Source organism: Paenibacillus sp. J31R120, assembly GCF_056269225.1.
The window spans coordinates 239,778-260,672 of record NZ_JBWDNN010000005.1 but is presented as its reverse complement, the minus strand read 5'-3'; the positions used below and the strand labels follow the sequence as shown (position 1 = coordinate 260,672).

Here is a 20,895-nt window from a genome sequence, read left to right as displayed (position 1 = left end):
TTCCTATGGTATTAGACGGAGATATTAAGGCACAATTAAACCAATACCTTCAGCTTATGGAAGGCGATGTGCTGATCAAGGTCAGCGCGGCATCCGATCCCGTGTCCAAGGACATGCTGGAGCTTATGGATGAACTCGTCGGCATGACATCCAGAATTACGGTCGAGAAGGTTGAACTGGCTAGAACGCCTAGCTTCAGCGTGAACCGTGTTGGTGAAGATACAGGTGTCGTTTTTGCTGGTATCCCGCTGGGACATGAATTCACTTCCTTCGTCCTGGCTTTGCTGCAAGTAAGCGGCAGAGCCCCGAAGGTCGACCAAAGCGTAATTGATCAAATCAAAGGCATTAAGGGCGAATACACGTTTGAATCGTTCATTAGCCTGAGCTGTCACAATTGTCCTGACGTTGTACAGGCGCTTAACCTGATGAGCATTCTTAATTCGGGCATCTCGCATACGATGATTGACGGCGCGGTATTCAAGGAAGAGGCAGAGAGCAGAGATGTCATGGCTGTTCCTTCCGTATTCCTGAACGGCGAGTTTTTCGGCAGCGGACGTATGTCCATCGAGGAGATTCTGGCTAAAATTGTGGAAGCTCCCGATGCATCCGAATTCGATAACAAAGAGCCTTTCGATGTGCTCGTTGTTGGCGGCGGCCCTGCTGGCGCAAGCGCGGCGATTTATGCCGCTCGCAAAGGTATTCGTACAGGTATCGTAGCTGAGCGCTTCGGCGGTCAAGTGATGGATACCGTCGGCATCGAGAACTTCATTAGCGTGAAATACACCGAAGGACCGAAGCTGGCGGCAAGCCTTGAAGAGCATGTCAAAGAATACAATGTAGACGTCATGAAGCTGCAGCGTGCCAAACGTCTGGAGAAGCGCGACTACATTGAGCTTGAACTCGAAAACGGGGCTGTTCTGAAGAGCAAAACCGTTATCCTGTCCACAGGCGCTCGCTGGCGCAATGTCGGCGTGCCGGGTGAGGAAGAGTTCAAGAATAAAGGCGTGGCTTATTGCCCGCACTGCGACGGCCCGCTGTTCGCAGGCAAGCATGTTGCGGTGATCGGCGGCGGCAACTCCGGTATCGAAGCTGCAATTGATCTAGCTGGTATCGTCAGTCATGTGACAGTTCTGGAATTCAATGCGGAGCTGAAGGCGGACGGCGTGCTGCAAGATCGTCTGTACAGCTTGCCTAACGTAACGATCCTGAAGAACGTTCAAACAAAGGAATTTACCGGAACCGACAGGTTGAACGGTGTAACTTATATTGAACGCGACACAGGCGCGGAGAAGCATGTTGAACTGCAGGGTGTATTCGTACAGATCGGCCTTGTGCCGAATACGGATTGGCTGGGCGACGCTGTCGAGCGTACCCGCATGGGCGAGATTGTCGTGAACAATCACGGCGCGACAAGCCTGCCGGGCGTATTCGCTGCTGGCGACTGCACGAACAGTCCGTACAAGCAGATCATCATCTCCATGGGATCTGGCGCAAATGCTGCCTTGGGCGCGTTTGATTATCTGATTCGCAATTAACGGTCATCATAGAGCCGTCCAGCTGTCCTATCGACAGACGGACGGCTTTTTTTCATGGGAATGCACTTCGCGTTAAAACTTGCGTCTTTGATAAGGCATCCCTTGGCCTTCTTCGCAATACAGCTTCAGGCTATAGAGGAACATCGCCCAGTTATAGTTGCAGAAACGGTAGAAGTTGGTTACTTCTTTCCAATCCTTATGACGGAAGGTAACAGTCGTCTTTCCTTTCTTTTCTTCAAGCTCGAACGTTATGGAGGTCCCTACCCACTGAGGGTCCGATTCCACGCATAGCCATTCGATCCGCTCTCCCGGATTCAGCTCGACGATTTGCATTTTGGTCAGATCATTGGACCCGAATTGAAATTCGTTAACGGCTCCGATTTGCTCATGAACCGTTAGTTCATTCGTCCACACCTCGGACAAACCTCTCGCGGTCGTCAGCGCGAAGTATACGTCTGCTGCGGATGCTTTGACAATCTGCAGGTGCTCGATATCAGCCATCTCTACCATTCCCTTCTTAACTGGTCTTATAAACAGTATAGCAGCAAGAGAAGCTCTGCATTTCTTACATCTTGCTATCCGTAACATGGGGCGAAATGATATAATTGGATAATCTTCTATTTTTGTACGGACAGGAGGGGCGGAGCTGAGAAACATATTGGCTTATGGGATGTATGCGGTCTTTTTGTTTTGTCTTGGCATGCTGGATGCTCTAACAAACCTTGAACGGCCGCCCCTCTGTATTTTGATATTCCACCATGGCAGTCGGTTTCTATTAAAGCTAACGCATCAACGGACCGGGACCATGCCCCGGCTGGTCGCCAATCATTATGTTCAGAGCTATTCCTTGCTAAGCTGTGAGACCGAACGGATATTGCCCAGACTCCAAACGTTTAAGGAGCCGAATAAAGCCGCCTTTTCTTCCTTGTAGCCCGCTGCTTGTGCACACATGAAGGGAGGCGCGTATGGATATTTTTCATACGAAGATCTATGAACGGTTAAGCAAGCCATTTAACGATCGAAGGCTTAGAAATTATAAGGAGATTGTAAAAGAGATCAAGTCGGTCGATATGCGACGCTGGAGCGATGAGGAGCTGCGCCATTATGCCCGGCTGCAAAAGGAGAAAGTCAGCAGCGGGACTCCGCTCCGAGAGCTGCTTGTCGATGCGGGCGCGCTGGTGAATGAGGCTGTGTCGCGTACGATAGGCGTGAGGTTGTATGACACGCAGCTTGTCGCCGGCCTGGTGCTGCAAGAAGGCAAGCTGGCCCAGATGCAAACCGGTGAAGGCAAGACATTGGCAGCGGTCCTGCCTGCTTATATGCATGCTTTGTCGGGCAGAGGTGTCCATATCTTTACGTTCAATGATTATTTGGCGAAGCGGGATATGGAATGGATGGGGCCGGTGTATCGTTTTTTGGGTTTTACGGTTGGTTGCATTCAGGAGGGGCAAGCTTTGCAGGAGCGGAAGCGAGCGTATGAAGCCGATGTGACCTATGTGACAGCCAGAGGAGCTTGCTTCGATTATTTGAAGGATTCGCTCGTCTATGATGTGAATCATCGTGTACAGCGCAGCCAGCATGTTGTATTGGTGGATGAAGCGGATTCGATCTTGATCGACGAAGCGAGAATTCCGCTTGTTCTTGCTGGAGCCAGGGAGGAAGCGGAGCTTAAGCGCGACGAGATGCCTCGAATCGCCAGGCAGCTGGCAGAGGGCATCGATTATGGCACGGACGAGTATAGGCGCAACGTGCATTTGACGGAAGCGGGAGCGGCGAAAGCCGAGCAATTGCTTGGTTGCGGCAATTTGTATGATCTTGAGAACGCTGAGCGATTGATGTGTCTCCATCAGTGTCTACATGCAGAAGCGTTGTTAAAGAAGGGTATTCAGTATCTTGTGCGGAATGGGAAGATTGAGCTCATTGACGAGTTTACAGGACGGATCGCAGACAACAGGCAATGGCCGGATGGCTTGCAAGCGGCAGTGGAGGCTAAGGAGGGCTTGTGCAATCAGTCGTCAGGCCGAATATTGGCTTCTATGACCCTGCAGCATTACTTAAGCATATACGAGAGGATAAGCGGCATGACGGCGACTGCAGAGTCCTCCTCGGAGGAGTTTTGCGACTTTTACAGTCTGGAGGTCGTAGCGATTCCTACGAACAAGCCATGTCGCCGCCAGGATGAGCCTACAGCGATCTACTGCACCAAAGAGGCCAAGTGGAAAGCGATTCTGAATGAGATCAGCTCTTCGCATCAGATTGGGCGTCCAGTTCTAGTGGGAACGGCGAGTGTGGAGGAATCCAATCGTTTGGGAACGGAGCTGCAGAGCCGGGGTATCCCTTGCCGGGTGCTTAATGCGGAGCATGACCGGAGCGAAGCAGAGATCATTGCCAAGGCTGGGGAACTGGGAGCTGTGACAGTCTCTACGAATATGGCCGGAAGAGGCGTCGACATTGTGCTTGGCCGCGGAGATGAAGAGGCGTATAAGCAAGTAGCCCGATTAGGCGGGCTGTATGTGATCGGGACAAGCCTCCATGAGAGCTTGCGGATTGACAACCAACTGCGAGGCCGGGCGGGAAGGCAAGGAGATCCCGGCTCATCTCAATTTATCGTGAGCCTGGAGGATGACCTGCTTGTGACCTATGGGCTGCGCGATAAGCTGCTCGATATGAAGGTAGACGGGAATGGTGACGCTCCTTTATTGGGGCGGAAGCTTCGACGGTTGATCGAGCATATTCAGTTTGTCGTCGAGGGGCAAAATTACGAACTTCGCAAGACGCTCAGCAAGTATGCGGATATGATCGAGCAGCAGCGAAGCCAGTTGTATGCGGGGCGGGCGAATGTTTTGTTCAATCGCAGCCAGCCTCATGTGTTGAAGGCAAAGGAGCCGCTATTGTACGAGAAGCTCTGCGCCAGATTTAATCCAGGTATAGTAGAAGCGACGGAGAAAAAGGCCTGGCTGGTGCAATTGGACCGCAACTGGTCGAATCATCTTGAATATGTGACGAATCTGAAAGAGAGCATCCACCTGGAGAGCTTGGGCAATCGCAATCCGCTGGACGTCTATCATGAGCTGATTATTGAGTCTTTTGAAGAGATAGAGGAGCGGATCAACCAGGGGGTTGCAGGTGTGTTTAGGAAGGCAGATCTTGAGAGCAGCGAACTCCATATAGAATGTGATGAGATGAAGGTGCCATCGGCGACCTGGACGTATATGGTGAATGACAGCTTCTTCTCGAACCGAGCCAGCTTGTGGTAACTTTTGCGGTAGGCAATAGGCATCGTGGTGGAGTGAGTTTAAACGTTGAAAGCAGAAGGAGGGTTTCGCGAATGGTTCGTGATTTGCAAGGCGACTCTACCATGTCGCCCATTGTAGGGATGCTCTACTCCGCAGTCAGAGAAAACCATGATCGGCTGAAAGGCATAACGGACGGCATGTCGCAGGATGAAGCGGATTACAGAGGACCGGACAGCAGCTCGAACAGCACCGCACAGCTCATCCGGCATCTTCACTATGTGGATTTGAACTGGGTATACCGGATCAAAGAGCAGCCGCTGCCGCAGACATTAGTGGATCAATACGGACCTATGATTGACGCGAATAACAGGCTTCCGATGATCTGTGGCGTTCCGCTGAATACCTTGATAACTGAGTACGATCATGTCATGCATCTGCTGCATGAGGTGTGTGGGCATTTGAAGGATTCAGACCTGAATCGCGTTGTTCCCTTTGGCTATGAGAATGAAAAGCGCGCAACTATCCGCTGGGGATTGTGGCATATCGCCGACCATAGCCGGTATCATCAGGCTCACATTAATCTGCTTAGAAAATGGTATCAAGCCGGACGAGTGTGAGGCTGGACCGCCCCTGTAAAAATCATTTTCACCCGTAGTTGACATTGCATCATGATTTCACTATACTAACTCTTAATCTTATATGCGATATATGTTGAAAGAGCCCAGTAGCAGCTTCTTCCCTGTTCTAGAAAGCCGGGGGGTGATGGAACCCGGTACACAGGAAGCCTTGCGAATTACACTCTGGAGTATCTCGGGTAATGCCGAGCGGTATGGCGAACGATAACTCGCCAAGAGCGGTATCTATGGCGTGCGCTAGGCGCACTGACCCATTGGTGCAATCTGGGTGGTAACACGGTTATTCAATCGTCCCTATGTCTACAATAGACAAGGGGCGATTTTTTTGTTTTTCAACGCGGATTCATGCATCGTATTAGGATAAACCATTATTGAAGGAGTGTATCGCTGTGAACATTATCGACGAACTCGAATGGCGCGACGCCATTAACCAGCAGACGGATGCCGAAGGGCTCCGCGAATTGACGAACCAGAAGGCCGTTTCCTTGTATTGCGGCGTGGACCCGACTGGGGACAGTATGCATATCGGCCACTTGATTCCGTTTATGGTGCTTAAGAGATTCCAATTGGCAGGCCATCGTCCGGTTATTCTGATCGGCGGCGCAACAGGCACCATCGGCGATCCAAGCGGACGCCAGACAGAACGCTCCCTGCAAACGCTAGAGCAAGTCCAGGCTAATGTCGAGGCGCTGTCCGCCCAGTTGAAAAAACTGTTCATCACAGACGGCGACAATCAGATTCGCATGGTGAACAACTACGACTGGACGCATAAAATCAACATCATTGAGTTCCTGCGCGACTACGGTAAAAACTTCAGCATCAATTCGATGCTGGCAAAGGATGTTGTGTCAAGCAGGCTGGACAGCGGCATCTCCTTTACCGAGTTCTCCTACCAGATTCTGCAGTCGATCGATTACCTGCATCTGTACCAGAATGAAGACGTGCAGCTTCAAATCGGCGGCTCCGATCAGTGGGGCAACATTACAAGCGGACTTGATCTCATTCGCAGAAAAGAAGGCTCTGAGGCGAAAGCGTTCGGACTTACGATTCCGCTGATGCTGAAGGCGGACGGCACGAAATTCGGCAAAACAGCGGGCGGAGCGATCTGGCTGGACCCGAACAAGACGACGCCGTTCGAATTCTACCAGTTCTGGACCAACACCGACGACCGCGACGTCGTCAAATACTTGAAATACTTCACATTCTTGTCCAAAGAAGAGATCGACGCGCTGGCGGCAAAGGTAGAATCGGAGCCTCACAAGCGCGAAGCGCAAAAGACGCTGGCCGAGGAAATGACGAGATTCGTTCATGGCGAGGAGCTGCTTGAGCAAGCTAAGCGGATTACAGCCGCATTGTTCAGCGGCGATATCAAGTCACTTACGGCGGACGAAATCGAGCAAGGCTTCAAGGATATGCCGACCTACGAGGCTTCGCCGGAGTCCAAAAATATCGTGGAGTGGCTGGTTGATCTGGGCATCGAGCCTTCCAGACGGCAAGCGCGTGAGGATATTACGAAAGGCGCTATCTCCATGAACGGAGAGAAAATAAGCGACTTGGAGCTGGAAATAACCGCAAGCCAAGCGATTGGCGGCCGGTTCATCATTATCCGCAAAGGCAAAAAGAACTACAGCCTGGTCAAGTTATCTCAATAGACCCTATAACGAGAAGCTGCCCTTCCATTGTGGAGGGCGGCTTCTTTTTTTGTGCGATCGATTCACCACGCTTATCATATCTGTATGTGAATGGCTTGAAGAGAGGCGCTGTTGTTTGTTTACTTTTTGTTTATTGGCAATTGGTATGCTTTTGTCGATGAACAAAAGGATAGGCTGCCTGTACAAGCGGCAGATGATTTGCTTCAGACATACGGACTTGCGGACATATTTAATCGTAAATTACTATGGAGGAAGGTCAGCTCGATCACCAAATGTGATCGGGCTGATTTTGTCAATTGACGGTTGAAAAAGGACAAGCACAATTCGCGCCATGCAAAAACTTCTTTACTCCTATTCCTAGATTAATATAATTACGATAGTGGCAGTGAAAGCAAACACACAGCTGAACTGCTCCAAACCTGCACTTGCCGTAAGCCGAGACCTGGTGAAGCTGGCATCGAAAGGGGCAACAGCGGTGTTGAGAAGAATAGTAATGATTTGCTTCATTGGGATTGTATCTATTTCATTAATTCCACTATCGATATATATGGATAACGGCAATCGCTCGGACGGCCCGGTGGTTCGCCAAGGTATAATGGATTTATCCGATTGGTCCTATGAAGACAACGGTAGAATCAAACTGGATGGCGAATGGGAGTTTTATTGGAACCGGCTGCTGACGCCAGCAGACTTCCAGTCTTCCATATCGGAGCTGCCATCGGATCGCATCTATATGAATGTGCCGTCCACATGGAACGGCACCGACTATCAAGGCAGCCCGCTGCCTGCATATGGCTCCGCTACCTATCGGGCTGTGCTGAGGAATGTGCCTGAGGCCGGAATCTATGCGATCAAGAAGACGAATATCCGGTTCTCTAGCGAAATCTATGTGAATGGGCAGCGTCTGTTGGAGGATGGTGCCACGGCAAGCAAGCAAGTGGATTATAAGCCGGGCAATGTCCCGAAGTTTGGCCTATTTGCAGCAGAGCAAGGAGAAATTGAAATTATCGTTCAGGTCTCCAACTATGATTATATTAACGGAGGCATTCCGCTCTCGATCTACTTCGGCGAGCAGACAGCGATGGTTGCTTATGAAGAGAAGACGCTAATGCGGGAGTTCAGCATTCTTGCCATACTAGGCACGCTTGCGCTCATCTATCTCATTTGCTTTTTCGCCGCATTTATCTTTCATAGACGGGATTATTCCCTGCTGGCCTTCGCGTTTATTTGCATGCTGTTTGCCATCTACCACGGCTTGATCGGCGAGAGGTCGCTCCTGCAATTTTTGCCGGATCTGCCGTTTCAGGTGATGTATAAATCGAAGGACATTATATCTACCGCATGCTTTATCATACTGGCTGTCATCTTCTATCAACTGCAGAAAAGCATCGCTTCCTTGAAGCTTACACAAGCGATCACGGCTGTTTTGGGCTGTTTTATCCTCTTGATTGCGATATTGCCGATCCACACCTATACGACAATCCAGGTCTATGTCGTCATGATCTATGAATTTATGCTGATCTGGATGCTGGTCAAGGTGGCGGGACTGTACATTAGAAACGAACCAAGAGAGCGGCTCAAGTCCTTGCTGTGGTACGTTGCGATATTGACGATTAACCTCTATTCGTTGGACATTATATTGCAAGCTGTGTCTTGGAAGGAAGATCTGTGGCTTGGTCAGTTCTATATTGTATTTTTTAATCTTATTATGATTGGTCTCATTGTACTCCGGTTCTTCGAGGCGTATCACACGATTAACGCCATGAAAAATCAATTGGTGCAATTGGATAAAATCAAAGATGACTTCCTATCCGATACGTCCCATGAGCTGAAGACGCCGCTGAATGCGATCGTTAGCATCACGGATACGCTGCTGAAAGGGGCGGAGGGACCCATGAACGAGGGGCAGGCCCGCAATCTCGCCATTGTGATGGGCAGCGGCCGAAGATTAACCTTGCTGGTCAACGAACTACTCGATTACTCCAAGCTGAAGCATGGGGATATCGTATTGTACCGCAGTTCTATTGATCTGGCGGCGGCTGTCGATTCGGTCATTCGCATTCACTCCTTTCTGCTGGCAGGAAAGACGATTGCGCTGGTCAATTCGGTAGATGCAACGATGGCGTCCGTCTATGCGGACGGCAACCGGCTTCAGCAAATCTTGCATAATTTGATCGGGAACGCCATTAAGTTTACGAATCAAGGTTATGTGGAAATTAGCGCTGTCGTCAGCGGAAATCAGGTCGAGGTTCGGGTGCGCGACTCCGGCATCGGGATTGCGGAGCATATGCAGAGCAAAATATTTGAGGCGTTCGAGCAAGCCTCCGACCAGATCCCTTCTCCGGAAGCAGGAACGGGCCTTGGATTAAGTATTACGAAGAAGCTGGTCGAATTGCATGGCGGTACTATTCGCGTCGAATCCGTTCCGGACCACGGCTCCGTATTCTCGTTCACTTTGCCGCTGACTGTCACCAAAACAGCCAGAAATCAATTGGAAGCGGCAGCAGCCAGACCAGAAGCCGGTATTCGACACCCGGAATATCCGCTGTATGTGGAGGGAGAAATCGACGAGACCATTCTCGTGGTAGATGATGATTTCGCCAATCTGCAATCTATGATCAATCTCTTGAAGCTGGAAGGCTACTCCTTTGTTGTCGTGAATCGAGGGGAAATGGCGCTTCAGGAAATTTCGAAGCGGGACTTCTTCCTGGTGCTGCTCGATATCTCTATGCCGGATATGACGGGATATGAGGTGCTTCAGCGAATCAGGGAACGATTCTCCATCTTCGAGCTGCCGGTCTTAATGCTAACGGCCAAGAACAGGGTAAGTGAAATGAAGGTGTCGATGGAGAACGGCGCCAATGATTTTGTCGGGAAACCATTCGAAGCGGAGGAGCTGATGGCGCGTGTCAGAAGCTTGACCCGATTGAAGGCGTCGATGATAAATGCGAAGGATGCGGAAATGGCCTTCCTGCGCTCCCAGATCAAGCCGCATTTTCTATACAACGCCTTGAATGCCATTGCAGAGCTATGCGTGGACGAGCCTGAGCGGGCGGAGCAGCTGACGCTTCATCTCTCACAATATTTGCGAAGCAGCTTCGACTTTAAGCAATTGGATTCGTTAACGACGCTGGATAGCGAGCTGAAGCTGGTTGAGGCCTATGTTCATATCGAGCAAGCTCGATTCGGCGACAGGCTGCAGGTGGTATATGAGGTGAAAGCCAATACGATGATTCTCATTCCGCCGCTTATCTTACAACCGCTGGTGGAGAACGCGATACGTCACGGGCTGATGTCCAATCTGGCGGGCGGCAAGGTTGTAATTACGATTACTGAAGTGAATGGAACGGTCAGGTTCCAGGTGGAGGACGACGGCTGCGGGATGAGCGAGCATAAGCTTGAGGAGACATTAAGGGCGGACGGAGAACGCAGAGGCGTCGGATTGTGGAACATCGACAGGCGCATTAAGTTGATATATGGACAGCGCATTGAAATTAGCAGCCAGCAAGGGACCGGGACGGCGGTTGCGTTCCAAATCCCGGCAAAGCTGCGTAGGCAGATCGGAGAGATGAGGCATGCTTAGAGCGATTATAGTGGATGACGAGCCGTTGTCGGTCAAACGGTTAAACCGAATATTATCGGAGAGCGGAACGGTAGATGTGTACGGTACATTTCTGAGCCCGCTGGATGCTTGCGATTTCGCCAGAGAGCATCCGCTCGATATCGCCTTTTTGGATATATCGATGCCCGAGATTGACGGCATGTCCTTATCCGAAAGACTGAGGGAGCATCATCCGGCCATTCATATCGTATTTGTGACCGGCTTCGATGAATATGCTGTTCAAGCCTTTGAATTGAACGCGCTTGATTATGTGATGAAGCCAGTAACCGCAGAGCGTGTAGCGCGCACGCTGGATCGTATTCAGAGCAGGCCTGTCGCGGCGTTCCCCGAACCGCTCTTTGCGGTCCGTGTATTCGACGGCTTACGGTTGTTCCGTCAGGACGAAGAGCGAATTCTGCTAAAGCTGAGAAGCCCCAAAACAGAAGAGCTGCTTGCCTTTCTCATCTATAGAGGGAAAGTGAGCCGCGAAGAAATTATTGATACGTTGTGGAGCGGGCTTGAGCCGGAGAAAGCGCATAAAAATCTCAATTCGACCTTGTATTACATACGTAAGGCCATTAGTGAAGCACGACTGGACAATCCGATTAAAACCTATCGTAAAGAAATCTGGATTGAAGAGAAGCATATGACATGTGACTTGTACAGGTTTAACCGTCTGGTCAAGCAAATCAGGCAGAGCCAAGAGGCAAGCGTGCTTCGATTAATCGAGCAGGCGGAGGAGTTATATACAGGGCCATTCCTGAACGGCAAAGGATACGAGTGGGCCGACGCTTACGGCAGGCAGCTCGAACGCGAGTTCATTCAGTTGTTGGAGTTGGCGGGGAAAATTCATCTGGAGCGCGAGGAGCGGAAATCGGCTTTGCATTATTTTGAGGCCATTCTGCAGATTGATCCGCTGCGTGAGGATATTAGTCTGGAGGCAGTCAGACTGTATATCGCAATCGGAAGAATGAACGAGGCGATTCGCTATTATCATGATTTGGAGCAATTGCTTCAGCAGGAACTGGGAACACAGCCCGATCCCCGTATTGAAGAGGCGATCCGTATCGGAACCCGATGAAGGCGTATAGATAAAGAAGACTCCCAAGCTGCTGTTACAGCGGCTTGGGAGTCTTCTTTGCAGAGGGCGCTTATTGGCTTAGCGCATGCTCTTTGCGTCTGCTGACGAGGACGACAACAGCGAATAGCAGCAGCACTGCACCGGTGAAGAGGAAGCCCTGGCTTTCGTCGAAGGGCAGCCAGCCCAGCAGCGAAGAACCGGCAACCACGCCAAGCGAGAAGAAGGCGTAGAAGTAGCCGTAAGCTTTGCCCCGAAGCTCCGCCGGTGTCGCCCGGATAAGCATCGTATTGATCGACGGGAACAGGAAGGCGAAGCCGACCCCGTACAGGCCCAGTACGGCGTAGAGCGCCCAAGTCGTGTCAGATTGGCTGATCAGCAGCTGGCTGACGCCCATCAGCCCGATGCCCAGCGCCATCGTCATCGACGGAGCGACACGGTCGAATATGCGGTTCGTCGGGAGGACGAAGATGAGAACTGCTATGATGCCGAAGGCGCTCATCAAAGTTCCGCTCAATCTGGAATCATAGCCTAACGATTGCACATGAAGCGGCAGCAGGTAGGCAATAACGCCTTGCGAGAACATTAGAAAGAAAGCCCCGCCATATGCCTTCATCACAGCGATATTCAGGAACGGACCTGTTGCGGCGGACTCGTCCTTTTCTTTCTTCACGATCTTGTACTTGCCAAGGAAGATAGCTGACAACACGGCTAGAGCCAGTCCCATCATCGCGACGCAGGTGAAGACGAACGGAACGGAAGTTTTGCTCGCCATAATGCCGCTGAAGGCTGGGCCGATAATCGCGGCAAGTCCGACGAATGTGCCGGTAAAGGCAACCTTCTTCCCTTGCTCGTTCTGAACCGTCGTGTTCGCTGAGAACGTGAAGGCGGCGGGCACGATCAAGCCCGCGACAAAGCCGTGGATGATGCGGACGACGATAAGCCAGCCAGGCTGCTCGACAAAGTGATACAGCAGCAAGGCGCCGCTCGATAAGACAAGGCCGGCCATTAGAAGCTTGAACGGTCCGATCTTGTCGGTCATGATGCCAGAGAGTATATTGCCTAACGTATTGGACAGGGAATAAAGTCCGATGACGAATCCGACGATAAACGAGCTGGCGCCGATGGAGGCGGCGAAGGTGCTCATGACCGGCAGCTGCGCGAACAGATCGAAGAAGGAGAAAAAGACGATGCTGTATACGAGCAGGGCGTAGTTGAAAGGTTTAACCGCATATTTCACTTGCGCCTTCTTAAGCTGCCAGTCCAGTACAAAGTTGCCGAAAGGAATAAAAGCGACGAGGAGCGCTGCAGCGGACCATAGCAGATTCCATCTGACCCGCAGGGCAGCGTAGAGGATGGCAAGCGCATATAGGCTGAAAATCCCCCCATGAATGCTGCCGACGATCGTGACAGCCTTATCCATCCCCCCTATATATTTGAGTGGCATCGCGATGCCAAGCAAGACTAATAGCGACAGGCCGTCGAATAGTCCGGTAATGCGAAGTAGACGTATTGGGTGTGCTTTCACTTCGGTAGGCTCCTAGTATCATGATGGGTTTCCATAATTGCTGACTCTATTCTATCACTTTATAACGATAGGTTTGCATGGAAAGATGAACAAATCGGTAGAATTGACGGCAGGATGGAATCGCCCAGCCAAATCATACCACTGCATCGCCGTTTGGGTTGTTTTACAATGGACAAATGCGACACCTGAAAATTTTTTTTAAATCAATCGAACATTTTGCCTATCTCAATTGTGTTACTAGTAAAGGGGGGACAGCAGCATGGAGGATGCCTTGCAGCGTACGGGCAAGGATATCGCTCAAATCTACAATTGTCATGCAGATACGATATACAAGGTCTGTTTCATGATGTTAAAAAATGTGGTTGATGCGGAAGAAGCAACACAGACTGTCTTCTTAAAGCTGATGAGATCCGACAAGACGTTCCAAGACACCGAGCATGAGAAGGCTTGGCTTATTGTGACTGCCCGCAATCATTGCAAAAATATGCTTAGACATTGGTGGAGACGGCTGCGCGTCACACTGGAAGAAAGCGATCAGAAGCAGTTATCCGAAGAAATCAGGCACGACGATCTGTTAGATGAAGTGCTATCCCTTCCTGAGAAATACCGTTTGCCGATTTACTTGCATTATTATGAGGGATACAGCACGAAGGAAATAGCAGATATGCTCTCTATAAAAGAACCGACCATTCGCACGCGGCTACATACGGGCAGGAAACTACTGAAGCTGTCGATAGGTGGTGAGCGATATGAATAAGAAGGAATTAATCGCCCGCATGTCGAGGCTAGGCCCGACCAAGACGCAGAAGGAGCGCATGCTAAGCCGCATTCTCGGCGAGGAAGCACGAAGGAACCCCCCTTTGAGGCGAAGTGTCAAAATCGCCATTCCTGCCATAGGCTGCGCGGTGCTCTCGTTTGCGCTCGTCTTTCCGGTCTTCTTCAAGGCTGACCCGGCTATTCCGTCGCTTACGGCGATTCAGCAAGCCCAGCCATCGCCATTTACCGTTACGCCGCGGCATATGCCGCTTTCCGTATCGCTTGGTCCGCTGAAGATGATGAACTATAACGGGTACCGTTATACGTTTCTGAATGACGGTGCTCCATACGATCTGGCGGACAGGATGCCGGAGGCGAAAGACAAGCTGGGATCGTTAATATACGATTTGAAGTCCGATATGGAGAATGGCGGCAAGGACGGGTACGCCGTGCTGGATTACGCGACAACCTATCTGCTTGGCGGAGAGGTCTATCCGCTTCCGGGGTATGAACCTGGTTTCCGGTTGGCTGTGAGGCATGAGGGACGCTATTATATTGCCCAGTTGTCCGGCAGAACGGATAACGGCATCATCCCGGCCCGTGAATATGCGGAAGCTGCGGAGCTGGCACGACTGACCAAAGAAATTGACATCATGAATCACATCGGCAGTGTTCAGCTGCATGCGCTCGACCGGAAGAAGGACGTTCGGAAGTGGATTGAGATGTTTAGCCAAAGCGAACCGGCGGTTAATAGAGATAGAGAAGCTGATGAGCAGTGGGCCAAAGCCCAGTCCGAAGGGAAATCCTATCTGGCTAAGCTTCACTTGAAGGATGGCACGGCGATTGACCTGTTTGTTGTCCCGGAACTGGGAATGGCCTCGCTCGGCGACAATCGTTACGTCTTGCCGGAATCGTTCAAGGAAGCTTACGCCGATTTATTCCATAACCCAACATGAAAGGGAGAATTGTAATGAAGAGATATGTGAAACATACCATTTGTGCATTGACAGCAGTAGCTTGCCTGACAGGAGGAGCTTCGGCATTCGCAAGCGAGGTGCCGCAGCAGATCGTACCGATCAACGCGCCGATTGTGCCGATCAGCGCACCGGCTTATGAGATCATGCAGCAGAAGTGGCTGGATTCGATGGTGGTCTACGGTACAGCTACGCTTATGGAAGACGGCCGCATCATGCTGGAGAACAACAATGAAAATGCGCAGTTTGACAAAATCATTCTGAACGTTAGCGAAGACACGTTGATTCTGGACGCGGTTAGCGGCCTGCCGAAGTCGATTAAGGACATTCGCGAGAACGAGATGATCTATGCTTACGTAGGACCGGCTATGACGATGAGCCTGCCTCCGATGACAAGCGCTGAGCTGTTGCTTACGTCGATTCCTGCTGACTTTGCCGTACCAACTTACGAAGAGATCGATAACGTGAAGCAAGAAGAGAACGGCAATGTCATCGTGCATACCAACCGGGATGCGACGTATACCGTAACGGATGACACGGAGCTGTTCCCCTACCTGACGAAAAACATCGTAACCAAACATAATCTGAAGCCAGGCACGAAGCTGCTGGTATGGAAGCAGATCGTACAAGGCGAAGGAGCCGAGGAAGCTGCGGAAACGACCAAAATGATGGTATTCTCGTACTCCTACAACGGCTATGTGCAAGCAGGCCTGGAGAACTTGTACGTAAATGATGAGAAGCTTGAGCTTGCGGCCAGCGAGCAGCCATACGTTGCGAACGGCCGTCTGATGCTTCCGTTCCGCCAAGTGGTTGAGGCGCTCGGCTATACGCTGGAATGGAATGCGGAGACTAGCAGCATCAAGGTGATGAAAGGCGACCAGGAGCAGTACAGCTTTGTTGCCCGCAGCACTGAAGTTGTGAAAGGCGAAGATACGCATACGCTGATCGAAGCAGCTGCTTTGAAGAACGGCGTAACGTTCATGGCGGCAGACGACGTGCTGCTGCTAAGCGGCGCGAAGCTGGTTGAGTAGTTTTTGAAGCATAAGCTAATATAGCTTTACAGCAAAGAGCTGTTCTGGTGGCCGATAGGGCACTAAGGACAGCTCTTTCTGATAGGTGAGCCCATATACCAACTTATGATTTGCTGAAGAAATCGATCAGCCATTTGGCCAGCTGGCGATGGGCTTCGCTAATATAGCGCTCCGAGCCGTAGATAAGCTCCAGATGGCGCATTGGCGCATGATCGGAGATCGGGATGGCGATAATCTCATTCCGCATGGATTCCTGCTTGAGCAGGCTCACGGGCTGAATGGTCGCGCCGACGCCGGCTCGCACCAGCTGCAGGAGAGAGGTCGCTGTACTGGTCTCCATCACGGTCGAGAGCTGGAAGCCGCCCTTCTCCCGGCATACCTTCTCCACCAGATCGCGGCCGAGGAAGCCGCGCGGATACATGACAATCGGCAGCTGCTCCAATTCGCGAAGCATAATGGATGCTCTGCTGGCAAGCTCGCTGCCGGAATGGACGAGCAGATGGTAAGGCTCCGAGCACAGCGGGATTTGGACCAGACGCTTGTCAAGGGGAGTTCTAAGCGCTATGCCGATATCGACCCGATTGCTGAGCACTTCCTCCAAAATCTGAATGGTCGAGAAGGCCTGCAACTGTATATCGGGGTATTCGGAATGGAAGTGGATAAAGAGCGGCACCAGTTGGAAGTCTAAATCCGAAGGCAATACACCAAGACGGACGGTGCCCCTAGCGGAAGACATCAGCTCCCTTATCGCGATCTTGGCATCTTGCTCTGCCAGAAGCATTCGTCCGCCATGGAAGTGCAGCAGCTTGCCGGCTTCAGTCGTCACAACTTGCTTGCCGATCCGGTCGAAAAGCGGCATGCCGAGCTCTGCCTCCAGCACACGAATCTGCTGGCTCAGGGTAGGCTGGGAAATACCCAGCGCTTCCGCTGCTTTCGTAAAGTGGAGATGCTCGTAGACTGCCATAAAATATTGGATATGTCGAGTGTCCATCGCTTGCTCCTTGAACGATAGTTTTTTACTATTATAATAATAGAAATTATAGGATTGATCAATGGATGTGGAGTCTCTATACTTTGTGTACACAGATATAGAGGGAGAGACCATATATGAAGAAACTATTTTGGCTGCTGGCGATTTTTTTCGCCGCGCTTAACTTAAGACCGATCATTTCATCGGTCGCGCCTCTGCTCGGCACGATGCAATCGGGCCTCGGCATGAATGCATTGACTGCCAGTCTGCTCACCACGCTGCCGGTATTGTGCATGGGCATCTTCGCTCCTGCGGCTACTGCGCTGCGGGATCGGTGGGGACTGGAGCGCACCATCTTTATTGCGTTAGTACTCATCACGGGCGCTACTGCGTTTCGGGGCGTGATCAGTTCAGTCGGCGTCCTCGTCATTACGGCTATTGTAGGGGGCATCGGCATCAGTCTAGCTGGCCCGCTGCTATCCGGTTTTATTAAGAAATACTTCCCGACCAAACCCGGTATTGTCAGTGTTTATTCCGTATCCTTGACTGTAGGCGCGAGCGCAGCTTCTGCACTGTCGATTCCGATTTTTAATCGTCATGATCAAAGCTTATCCTTTACACTGGCGATCTGGGCTATTCTGGGCATCCTCGCCTTGCTGATGTGGCTTCCGCTTATCGGGAAGAAGGATCAAGCCGCAAACGCGGTACGTTCCCGGCTGCCGCTGACCAATAAGCGCGCCATTCTGCTGACTCTGTTTTTCGGCATGATGTCTAGCATGTTCTATTCGCTTACGGCTTGGCTTTCGCCTATCGCGCAGAGCCTTGGCTACAGCAAGGCAAGCGCAGCCATGCTGCTCACCGTATTTACAATCATCCAAATTCCGGTGTCCATGACACTTCCGAGTCTGGTGGCCAAATACGGCAAACGCGGATTTTTCCTCGTCGCATGCAGTGTATCTGAGCTAATCGGCATCATCATGCTGCTGCTCCATATGCCCATGCTGCCTGCCACCATCTTCTTGGGCCTCGGAGCAGGCGGACTGTTCCCGCTGGCGCTTATGCTTCCGATTGTGGAGACGAATACGGCGCAGGAAGCGGGAGCATGGTCGGCCATGTCCCAATGCGGCGGATATCTGATTGCGGCCATGGGGCCGCTCTTAATCGGCGGATTGTATGATTTTTACGGCAGCTTCACGGTTGCTCTTGTCGCCATGCTTGTCATTATTATGGCTATGATTGTCGTCCAGCTGCTCTTGTCCAAAAGTCCGGACAGCGTCCGGGTGGCGGAAGGCAGGGGGCTAAGCGCTTAATCAAGTAATCATTATCGTTTTTCAGGAAAGGTCAGCCGCGGGCTGGCCTTTTTTTATTGTTTCTTCACTTTGTTTAAATTCCGTTTAAATAAGGGCGTTAAGATCGCTATAGCTCAGATATAGAGGAGGAAATGCAATGATGGATAGGAGTGAATGGGCCGTCGAGGCTCAAGGGCTTGTGAAAGTGTTCGGAGAGCATCGTGCGGTGGACGGGGTGGATCTGAACGTACGCGCCGGCACGATCTATGGCGTGCTTGGGCCGAACGGTGCCGGGAAAACGACGACCATACGCATGCTGGCAACCTTGCTAAGACCGGATGGGGGTTCGGCTCGCATATTCGGACATGATGTGACAAAGGAATCTCAAATGGTGAGACAGCTGATCGGCGTAACAGGTCAATACGCTTCGGTCGACGAATCGCTTAGCGCGATGGAGAACCTCATTATATTCTCGCGGCTGCTTGGGCTTAGCCGCTCAGAAGCAAAACGAAAGGCGGAATCGCTGCTGGAGGAATTCAGCTTGACGGAAGCGGCGAAGCGCCCGCTGAAGAACTTCTCTGGCGGTATGAGGCGTCGGCTCGATCTGGCAGCCAGCCTGATTGCCCAGCCGCCGCTTATCTTCCTGGATGAGCCGACGACAGGACTTGATCCGCGCACGCGCGTCCAGATGTGGGAGACGATCCAGCGGCTCGTGAAGACGGGCTCGACCGTGCTTCTAACGACCCAATACCTGGACGAGGCCGACCAACTGGCGGACCGGATCGCAGTAATCGATCATGGGCGCGTCGTGGCGGAAGGAACGGTGGATGAACTGAAGACATCCGTCGGAACTTCTTCGCTGCATCTGAACGTCCAGCAATCAGGACAAATCGAGCGCGCACGCCAGATGGTGGAGCGGGTACTGAATGTCTCAGCGAGCGTTGCCTATGATTCGGGCAAAATCACAGCGCCGATGGCAAACGCCGATGGGGTGACCGATCTGCTGATTGCGCTGCGTGAGGCGGGCATTCCGCTTGCCGAGATGAGCGTGCAGAAGCCAACGCTGGATGAAGTGTTCCTGACGATTACGGGGAGCGGCTCTCCCAACACGTCAGCGACGCAGCCGCAAAATCAAACTAAAAAAGCGGAGGTGGCTAACGTATGAGCCAATCTACGATGAACTCAGCGGCGCATCGCCAATTGAAGAACCGGACCGGCTTTCTCCAGTCTGTGCGCCATTCCCTTACGATGGCCTATAGAGGATTGTTGAAGCTTCGCCGCACGCCTGAGCAATTGTTCGACGTGACGCTTCAGCCCATTATTTTCACGTTAATGTTCACTTATATATTCGGGGGTGCCATCTCTGGCGATGTGCAAAGCTATCTGCCCGTGATCATTCCGGGCATTCTCGTACAGACGGTCATAACGACATCGATCGTAACCGGCGTCCAACTGCGGGAGGACATGGACAAGGGCGTATTCGACCGGTTCAAGTCGCTGCCGATTGCGCGGATTGCCCCGCTGGCGGGGGCGCTGCTGGCCGACACGGTACGTTATACGATTGCGACCGTGCTTACGTTTGCAATGGGTTATGTGATGGGGTATCGTCCTGAAGGAGGGCTTGCGTACGTAGCGCTAGCGGCGGTCATTGTTATCTTCTGCTCGTGGGCAATTAGCTGGATATTCGCCTTCTTCGGTGTCATCGCCCGCACCGCTTCCAGCGTACAGGGCATCTCGATGATCGTGCTGTTCCCGCTGACGTTCCTATCCAATGCCTTCGTTCCTGTGGAGACGATGCCGAACTGGCTGCAGTGGTTTGTGAATATCAATCCCGTCTCTCATCTCGTCACGGCTGTGCGGGATATGACCAATTCGGGCACAGTAGGCTGGGATTTAGCCATCTCGCTAATCGGTGCAGTGATTATTGTAGCGGTGTTCGCACCGATTACGGTTCGCGCTTATATGCGGCGGACCTAGCAGTGACCCGGGCATGTGGCTTATGGCGTCGCATGCTGGATACAATATTGGCGCATAGAATCGGTAAGCTGATACGTCAGCTTGCCGATTTGTTCTGGCGATTGCGCGTAATGCTGCAGGCTCCATTCGATGAGGATGCCGTGCAGGGCGGATGACAGGGAACGGAAAACATAGTAGTGCATGTCGCCGATCGACGTCTGCGGAGCCATGAACGTAGGGGAATATTTCTCCTGGACGTAATATTCCAAGCTTCGATATATGATTTGCCTGATCTTCCGATCGGACAATTGAATGTTGTACAGCAGGGAACCAGGGAGGAATTCCTTCCACATTTCAAAAAAAGCGATCAGCACGGCTGCGCCAGCCAGCTGCAGTTCTTTAATCCGGTCGTCAAAGAAGTCGAATTGATGGCAGAGGTAATCGTACAAGATATCGTCTTTATCCCGATAGTTTCGGTAGATCGTTTGTCTTGCGAGGCCGGATTTTTTGGCAATCTCCGTTACTTTGATATCGGAATAAGCCCTCGTCTCCATCAAATAGAGCAGAGAGAGCGTGATCCATTCCTTCGATTGCTGCTGCCCTTCAATGAAATTGCTGTTGATGTGTAACACTTCCTTTGTTTTGTCCATTTCG

The 20,895-nt window shown here is 51.6% G+C and carries 16 protein-coding genes; 12 read left to right on the top strand and 4 right to left on the bottom strand.

What is annotated here, in order from left to right; genetic code table 11:
* Nucleotides 1-5 precede the first annotated feature (5 nt).
* The gene (ahpF, locus tag AC0YNW_RS19460) at nt 6-1,535 is read left to right on the top strand and encodes an alkyl hydroperoxide reductase subunit F (RefSeq protein ID WP_475833364.1); all 1,530 of its coding nucleotides are present in this window, start codon (nt 6-8) and stop codon (nt 1,533-1,535) included.
* Nucleotides 1,536-1,607: 72 nt separating this feature from the next.
* On the opposite strand, the gene AC0YNW_RS19455 is transcribed toward ahpF, so the two are convergent.
* A complete protein-coding gene (locus AC0YNW_RS19455) occupies nt 1,608-2,036 on the bottom strand; it encodes an SRPBCC family protein (protein WP_475833363.1) in 429 nt (142 codons plus the stop codon).
* 464 nt (nt 2,037-2,500) lie between these two features.
* On the opposite strand from AC0YNW_RS19455, the gene secA2 reads away from it, so the two are divergent.
* The 5 genes from secA2 (at nt 2,501) to AC0YNW_RS19430 (ending at nt 11,740) form a co-directional block, all read left to right on the top strand.
* The gene (gene secA2 / locus AC0YNW_RS19450) at nt 2,501-4,792 is read left to right on the top strand and encodes an accessory Sec system translocase SecA2 (RefSeq protein WP_475833362.1); all 2,292 of its coding nucleotides are present in this window, start codon (nt 2,501-2,503) and stop codon (nt 4,790-4,792) included.
* A gap of 71 nt (nt 4,793-4,863) precedes the next feature.
* On the top strand, nt 4,864-5,388 hold the full coding sequence (locus AC0YNW_RS19445) for a mycothiol transferase (RefSeq protein WP_475833361.1): 525 nt from the start codon (nt 4,864-4,866) through the stop codon (nt 5,386-5,388).
* Between the two features lie 407 nt (nt 5,389-5,795).
* Nucleotides 5,796-7,058, top strand: a complete 1,263-nt coding sequence (gene tyrS, locus AC0YNW_RS19440; protein ID WP_475833360.1) for a tyrosine--tRNA ligase — start codon at nt 5,796-5,798, stop codon at nt 7,056-7,058.
* 385 nt (nt 7,059-7,443) lie between these two features.
* On the top strand, nt 7,444-10,641 hold the full coding sequence (locus AC0YNW_RS19435) for an ATP-binding protein (protein WP_475833359.1): 3,198 nt from the start codon (nt 7,444-7,446) through the stop codon (nt 10,639-10,641).
* The gene (locus tag AC0YNW_RS19430) at nt 10,634-11,740 is read left to right on the top strand and encodes a BTAD domain-containing putative transcriptional regulator (protein ID WP_475833358.1); all 1,107 of its coding nucleotides are present in this window, start codon (nt 10,634-10,636) and stop codon (nt 11,738-11,740) included. The genes AC0YNW_RS19435 and AC0YNW_RS19430 overlap by 8 nt, the downstream gene beginning before the upstream one ends.
* Before the next feature lie 70 nt (nt 11,741-11,810).
* On the opposite strand, the gene AC0YNW_RS19425 is transcribed toward AC0YNW_RS19430, so the two are convergent.
* Nucleotides 11,811-13,265, bottom strand: coding sequence for an MFS transporter (locus AC0YNW_RS19425; protein WP_475833357.1), 1,455 nt, complete (start codon nt 13,263-13,265; stop codon nt 11,811-11,813).
* Between the two features lie 259 nt (nt 13,266-13,524).
* Here AC0YNW_RS19425 and AC0YNW_RS19420 point away from each other — a divergent pair, with 259 nt between their 5' ends.
* The 3 genes from AC0YNW_RS19420 to AC0YNW_RS19410 are packed head-to-tail and all read left to right on the top strand — an operon-like array spanning nt 13,525 to nt 16,026.
* The gene (locus AC0YNW_RS19420; RefSeq protein WP_475833356.1) at nt 13,525-14,022 is read left to right on the top strand and encodes an RNA polymerase sigma factor; all 498 of its coding nucleotides are present in this window, start codon (nt 13,525-13,527) and stop codon (nt 14,020-14,022) included.
* Nucleotides 14,015-14,977, top strand: coding sequence for a hypothetical protein (locus tag AC0YNW_RS19415; RefSeq protein ID WP_475833355.1), 963 nt, complete (start codon nt 14,015-14,017; stop codon nt 14,975-14,977). Before AC0YNW_RS19420 ends, AC0YNW_RS19415 begins: the two co-directional genes overlap by 8 nt.
* 14 nt (nt 14,978-14,991) lie before the next feature.
* Entirely contained in the window at nt 14,992-16,026 is a 1,035-nt protein-coding gene (locus tag AC0YNW_RS19410; protein WP_475833354.1) for a stalk domain-containing protein, read from the top strand.
* Nucleotides 16,027-16,129: 103 nt separating this feature from the next.
* Here the strand turns inward: AC0YNW_RS19410 and AC0YNW_RS19405 are convergent, their stop codons facing one another.
* A complete protein-coding gene (locus tag AC0YNW_RS19405) occupies nt 16,130-17,017 on the bottom strand; it encodes a LysR family transcriptional regulator (RefSeq protein ID WP_475833353.1) in 888 nt (295 codons plus the stop codon).
* A gap of 116 nt (nt 17,018-17,133) precedes the next feature.
* Here AC0YNW_RS19405 and AC0YNW_RS19400 point away from each other — a divergent pair, with 116 nt between their 5' ends.
* The 3 genes from AC0YNW_RS19400 to AC0YNW_RS19390 all read left to right on the top strand — a co-directional run bounded on the left by AC0YNW_RS19400 (nt 17,134) and on the right by AC0YNW_RS19390 (nt 20,262).
* Complete coding sequence (locus AC0YNW_RS19400) at nt 17,134-18,306, top strand: MFS transporter (RefSeq protein ID WP_475833352.1); 1,173 nt, start codon at nt 17,134-17,136, stop codon at nt 18,304-18,306.
* Between the two features lie 136 nt (nt 18,307-18,442).
* The gene (locus tag AC0YNW_RS19395) at nt 18,443-19,450 is read left to right on the top strand and encodes an ATP-binding cassette domain-containing protein (protein ID WP_475833351.1); all 1,008 of its coding nucleotides are present in this window, start codon (nt 18,443-18,445) and stop codon (nt 19,448-19,450) included.
* The gene (locus AC0YNW_RS19390) at nt 19,447-20,262 is read left to right on the top strand and encodes an ABC transporter permease (RefSeq protein ID WP_475833350.1); all 816 of its coding nucleotides are present in this window, start codon (nt 19,447-19,449) and stop codon (nt 20,260-20,262) included. The genes AC0YNW_RS19395 and AC0YNW_RS19390 overlap by 4 nt, the downstream gene beginning before the upstream one ends.
* Before the next feature lie 20 nt (nt 20,263-20,282).
* On the opposite strand, the gene AC0YNW_RS19385 is transcribed toward AC0YNW_RS19390, so the two are convergent.
* On the bottom strand, nt 20,283-20,891 hold the full coding sequence (locus AC0YNW_RS19385; RefSeq protein WP_475833349.1) for a TetR/AcrR family transcriptional regulator: 609 nt from the start codon (nt 20,889-20,891) through the stop codon (nt 20,283-20,285).
* Between the last annotated feature and the right edge of the window lie 4 nt (nt 20,892-20,895).

What these genes read in the sequence shown, in the direction of transcription:
- AC0YNW_RS19385 (WP_475833349.1), bottom strand. Translation starts at nt 20,891, where the DNA reads ATGGACAAAACAAAGGAAGTGTTACACATCAACAGCAATTTCATTGAA.
- AC0YNW_RS19390 (WP_475833350.1), top strand. Translation starts at nt 19,447, where the DNA reads ATGAGCCAATCTACGATGAACTCAGCGGCGCATCGCCAATTGAAGAAC.
- AC0YNW_RS19420 (WP_475833356.1), top strand. Translation starts at nt 13,525, where the DNA reads ATGGAGGATGCCTTGCAGCGTACGGGCAAGGATATCGCTCAAATCTAC.
- AC0YNW_RS19415 (WP_475833355.1), top strand. Translation starts at nt 14,015, where the DNA reads ATGAATAAGAAGGAATTAATCGCCCGCATGTCGAGGCTAGGCCCGACC.
- AC0YNW_RS19395 (WP_475833351.1), top strand. Translation starts at nt 18,443, where the DNA reads ATGATGGATAGGAGTGAATGGGCCGTCGAGGCTCAAGGGCTTGTGAAA.
- AC0YNW_RS19455 (WP_475833363.1), bottom strand. Translation starts at nt 2,036, where the DNA reads ATGGCTGATATCGAGCACCTGCAGATTGTCAAAGCATCCGCAGCAGAC.
- AC0YNW_RS19405 (WP_475833353.1), bottom strand. Translation starts at nt 17,017, where the DNA reads ATGGACACTCGACATATCCAATATTTTATGGCAGTCTACGAGCATCTC.
- secA2 (WP_475833362.1), top strand. Translation starts at nt 2,501, where the DNA reads ATGGATATTTTTCATACGAAGATCTATGAACGGTTAAGCAAGCCATTT.
- AC0YNW_RS19445 (WP_475833361.1), top strand. Translation starts at nt 4,864, where the DNA reads ATGGTTCGTGATTTGCAAGGCGACTCTACCATGTCGCCCATTGTAGGG.
- AC0YNW_RS19430 (WP_475833358.1), top strand. Translation starts at nt 10,634, where the DNA reads ATGCTTAGAGCGATTATAGTGGATGACGAGCCGTTGTCGGTCAAACGG.
- ahpF (WP_475833364.1), top strand. Translation starts at nt 6, where the DNA reads ATGGTATTAGACGGAGATATTAAGGCACAATTAAACCAATACCTTCAG.
- AC0YNW_RS19400 (WP_475833352.1), top strand. Translation starts at nt 17,134, where the DNA reads ATGAAGAAACTATTTTGGCTGCTGGCGATTTTTTTCGCCGCGCTTAAC.
- AC0YNW_RS19410 (WP_475833354.1), top strand. Translation starts at nt 14,992, where the DNA reads ATGAAGAGATATGTGAAACATACCATTTGTGCATTGACAGCAGTAGCT.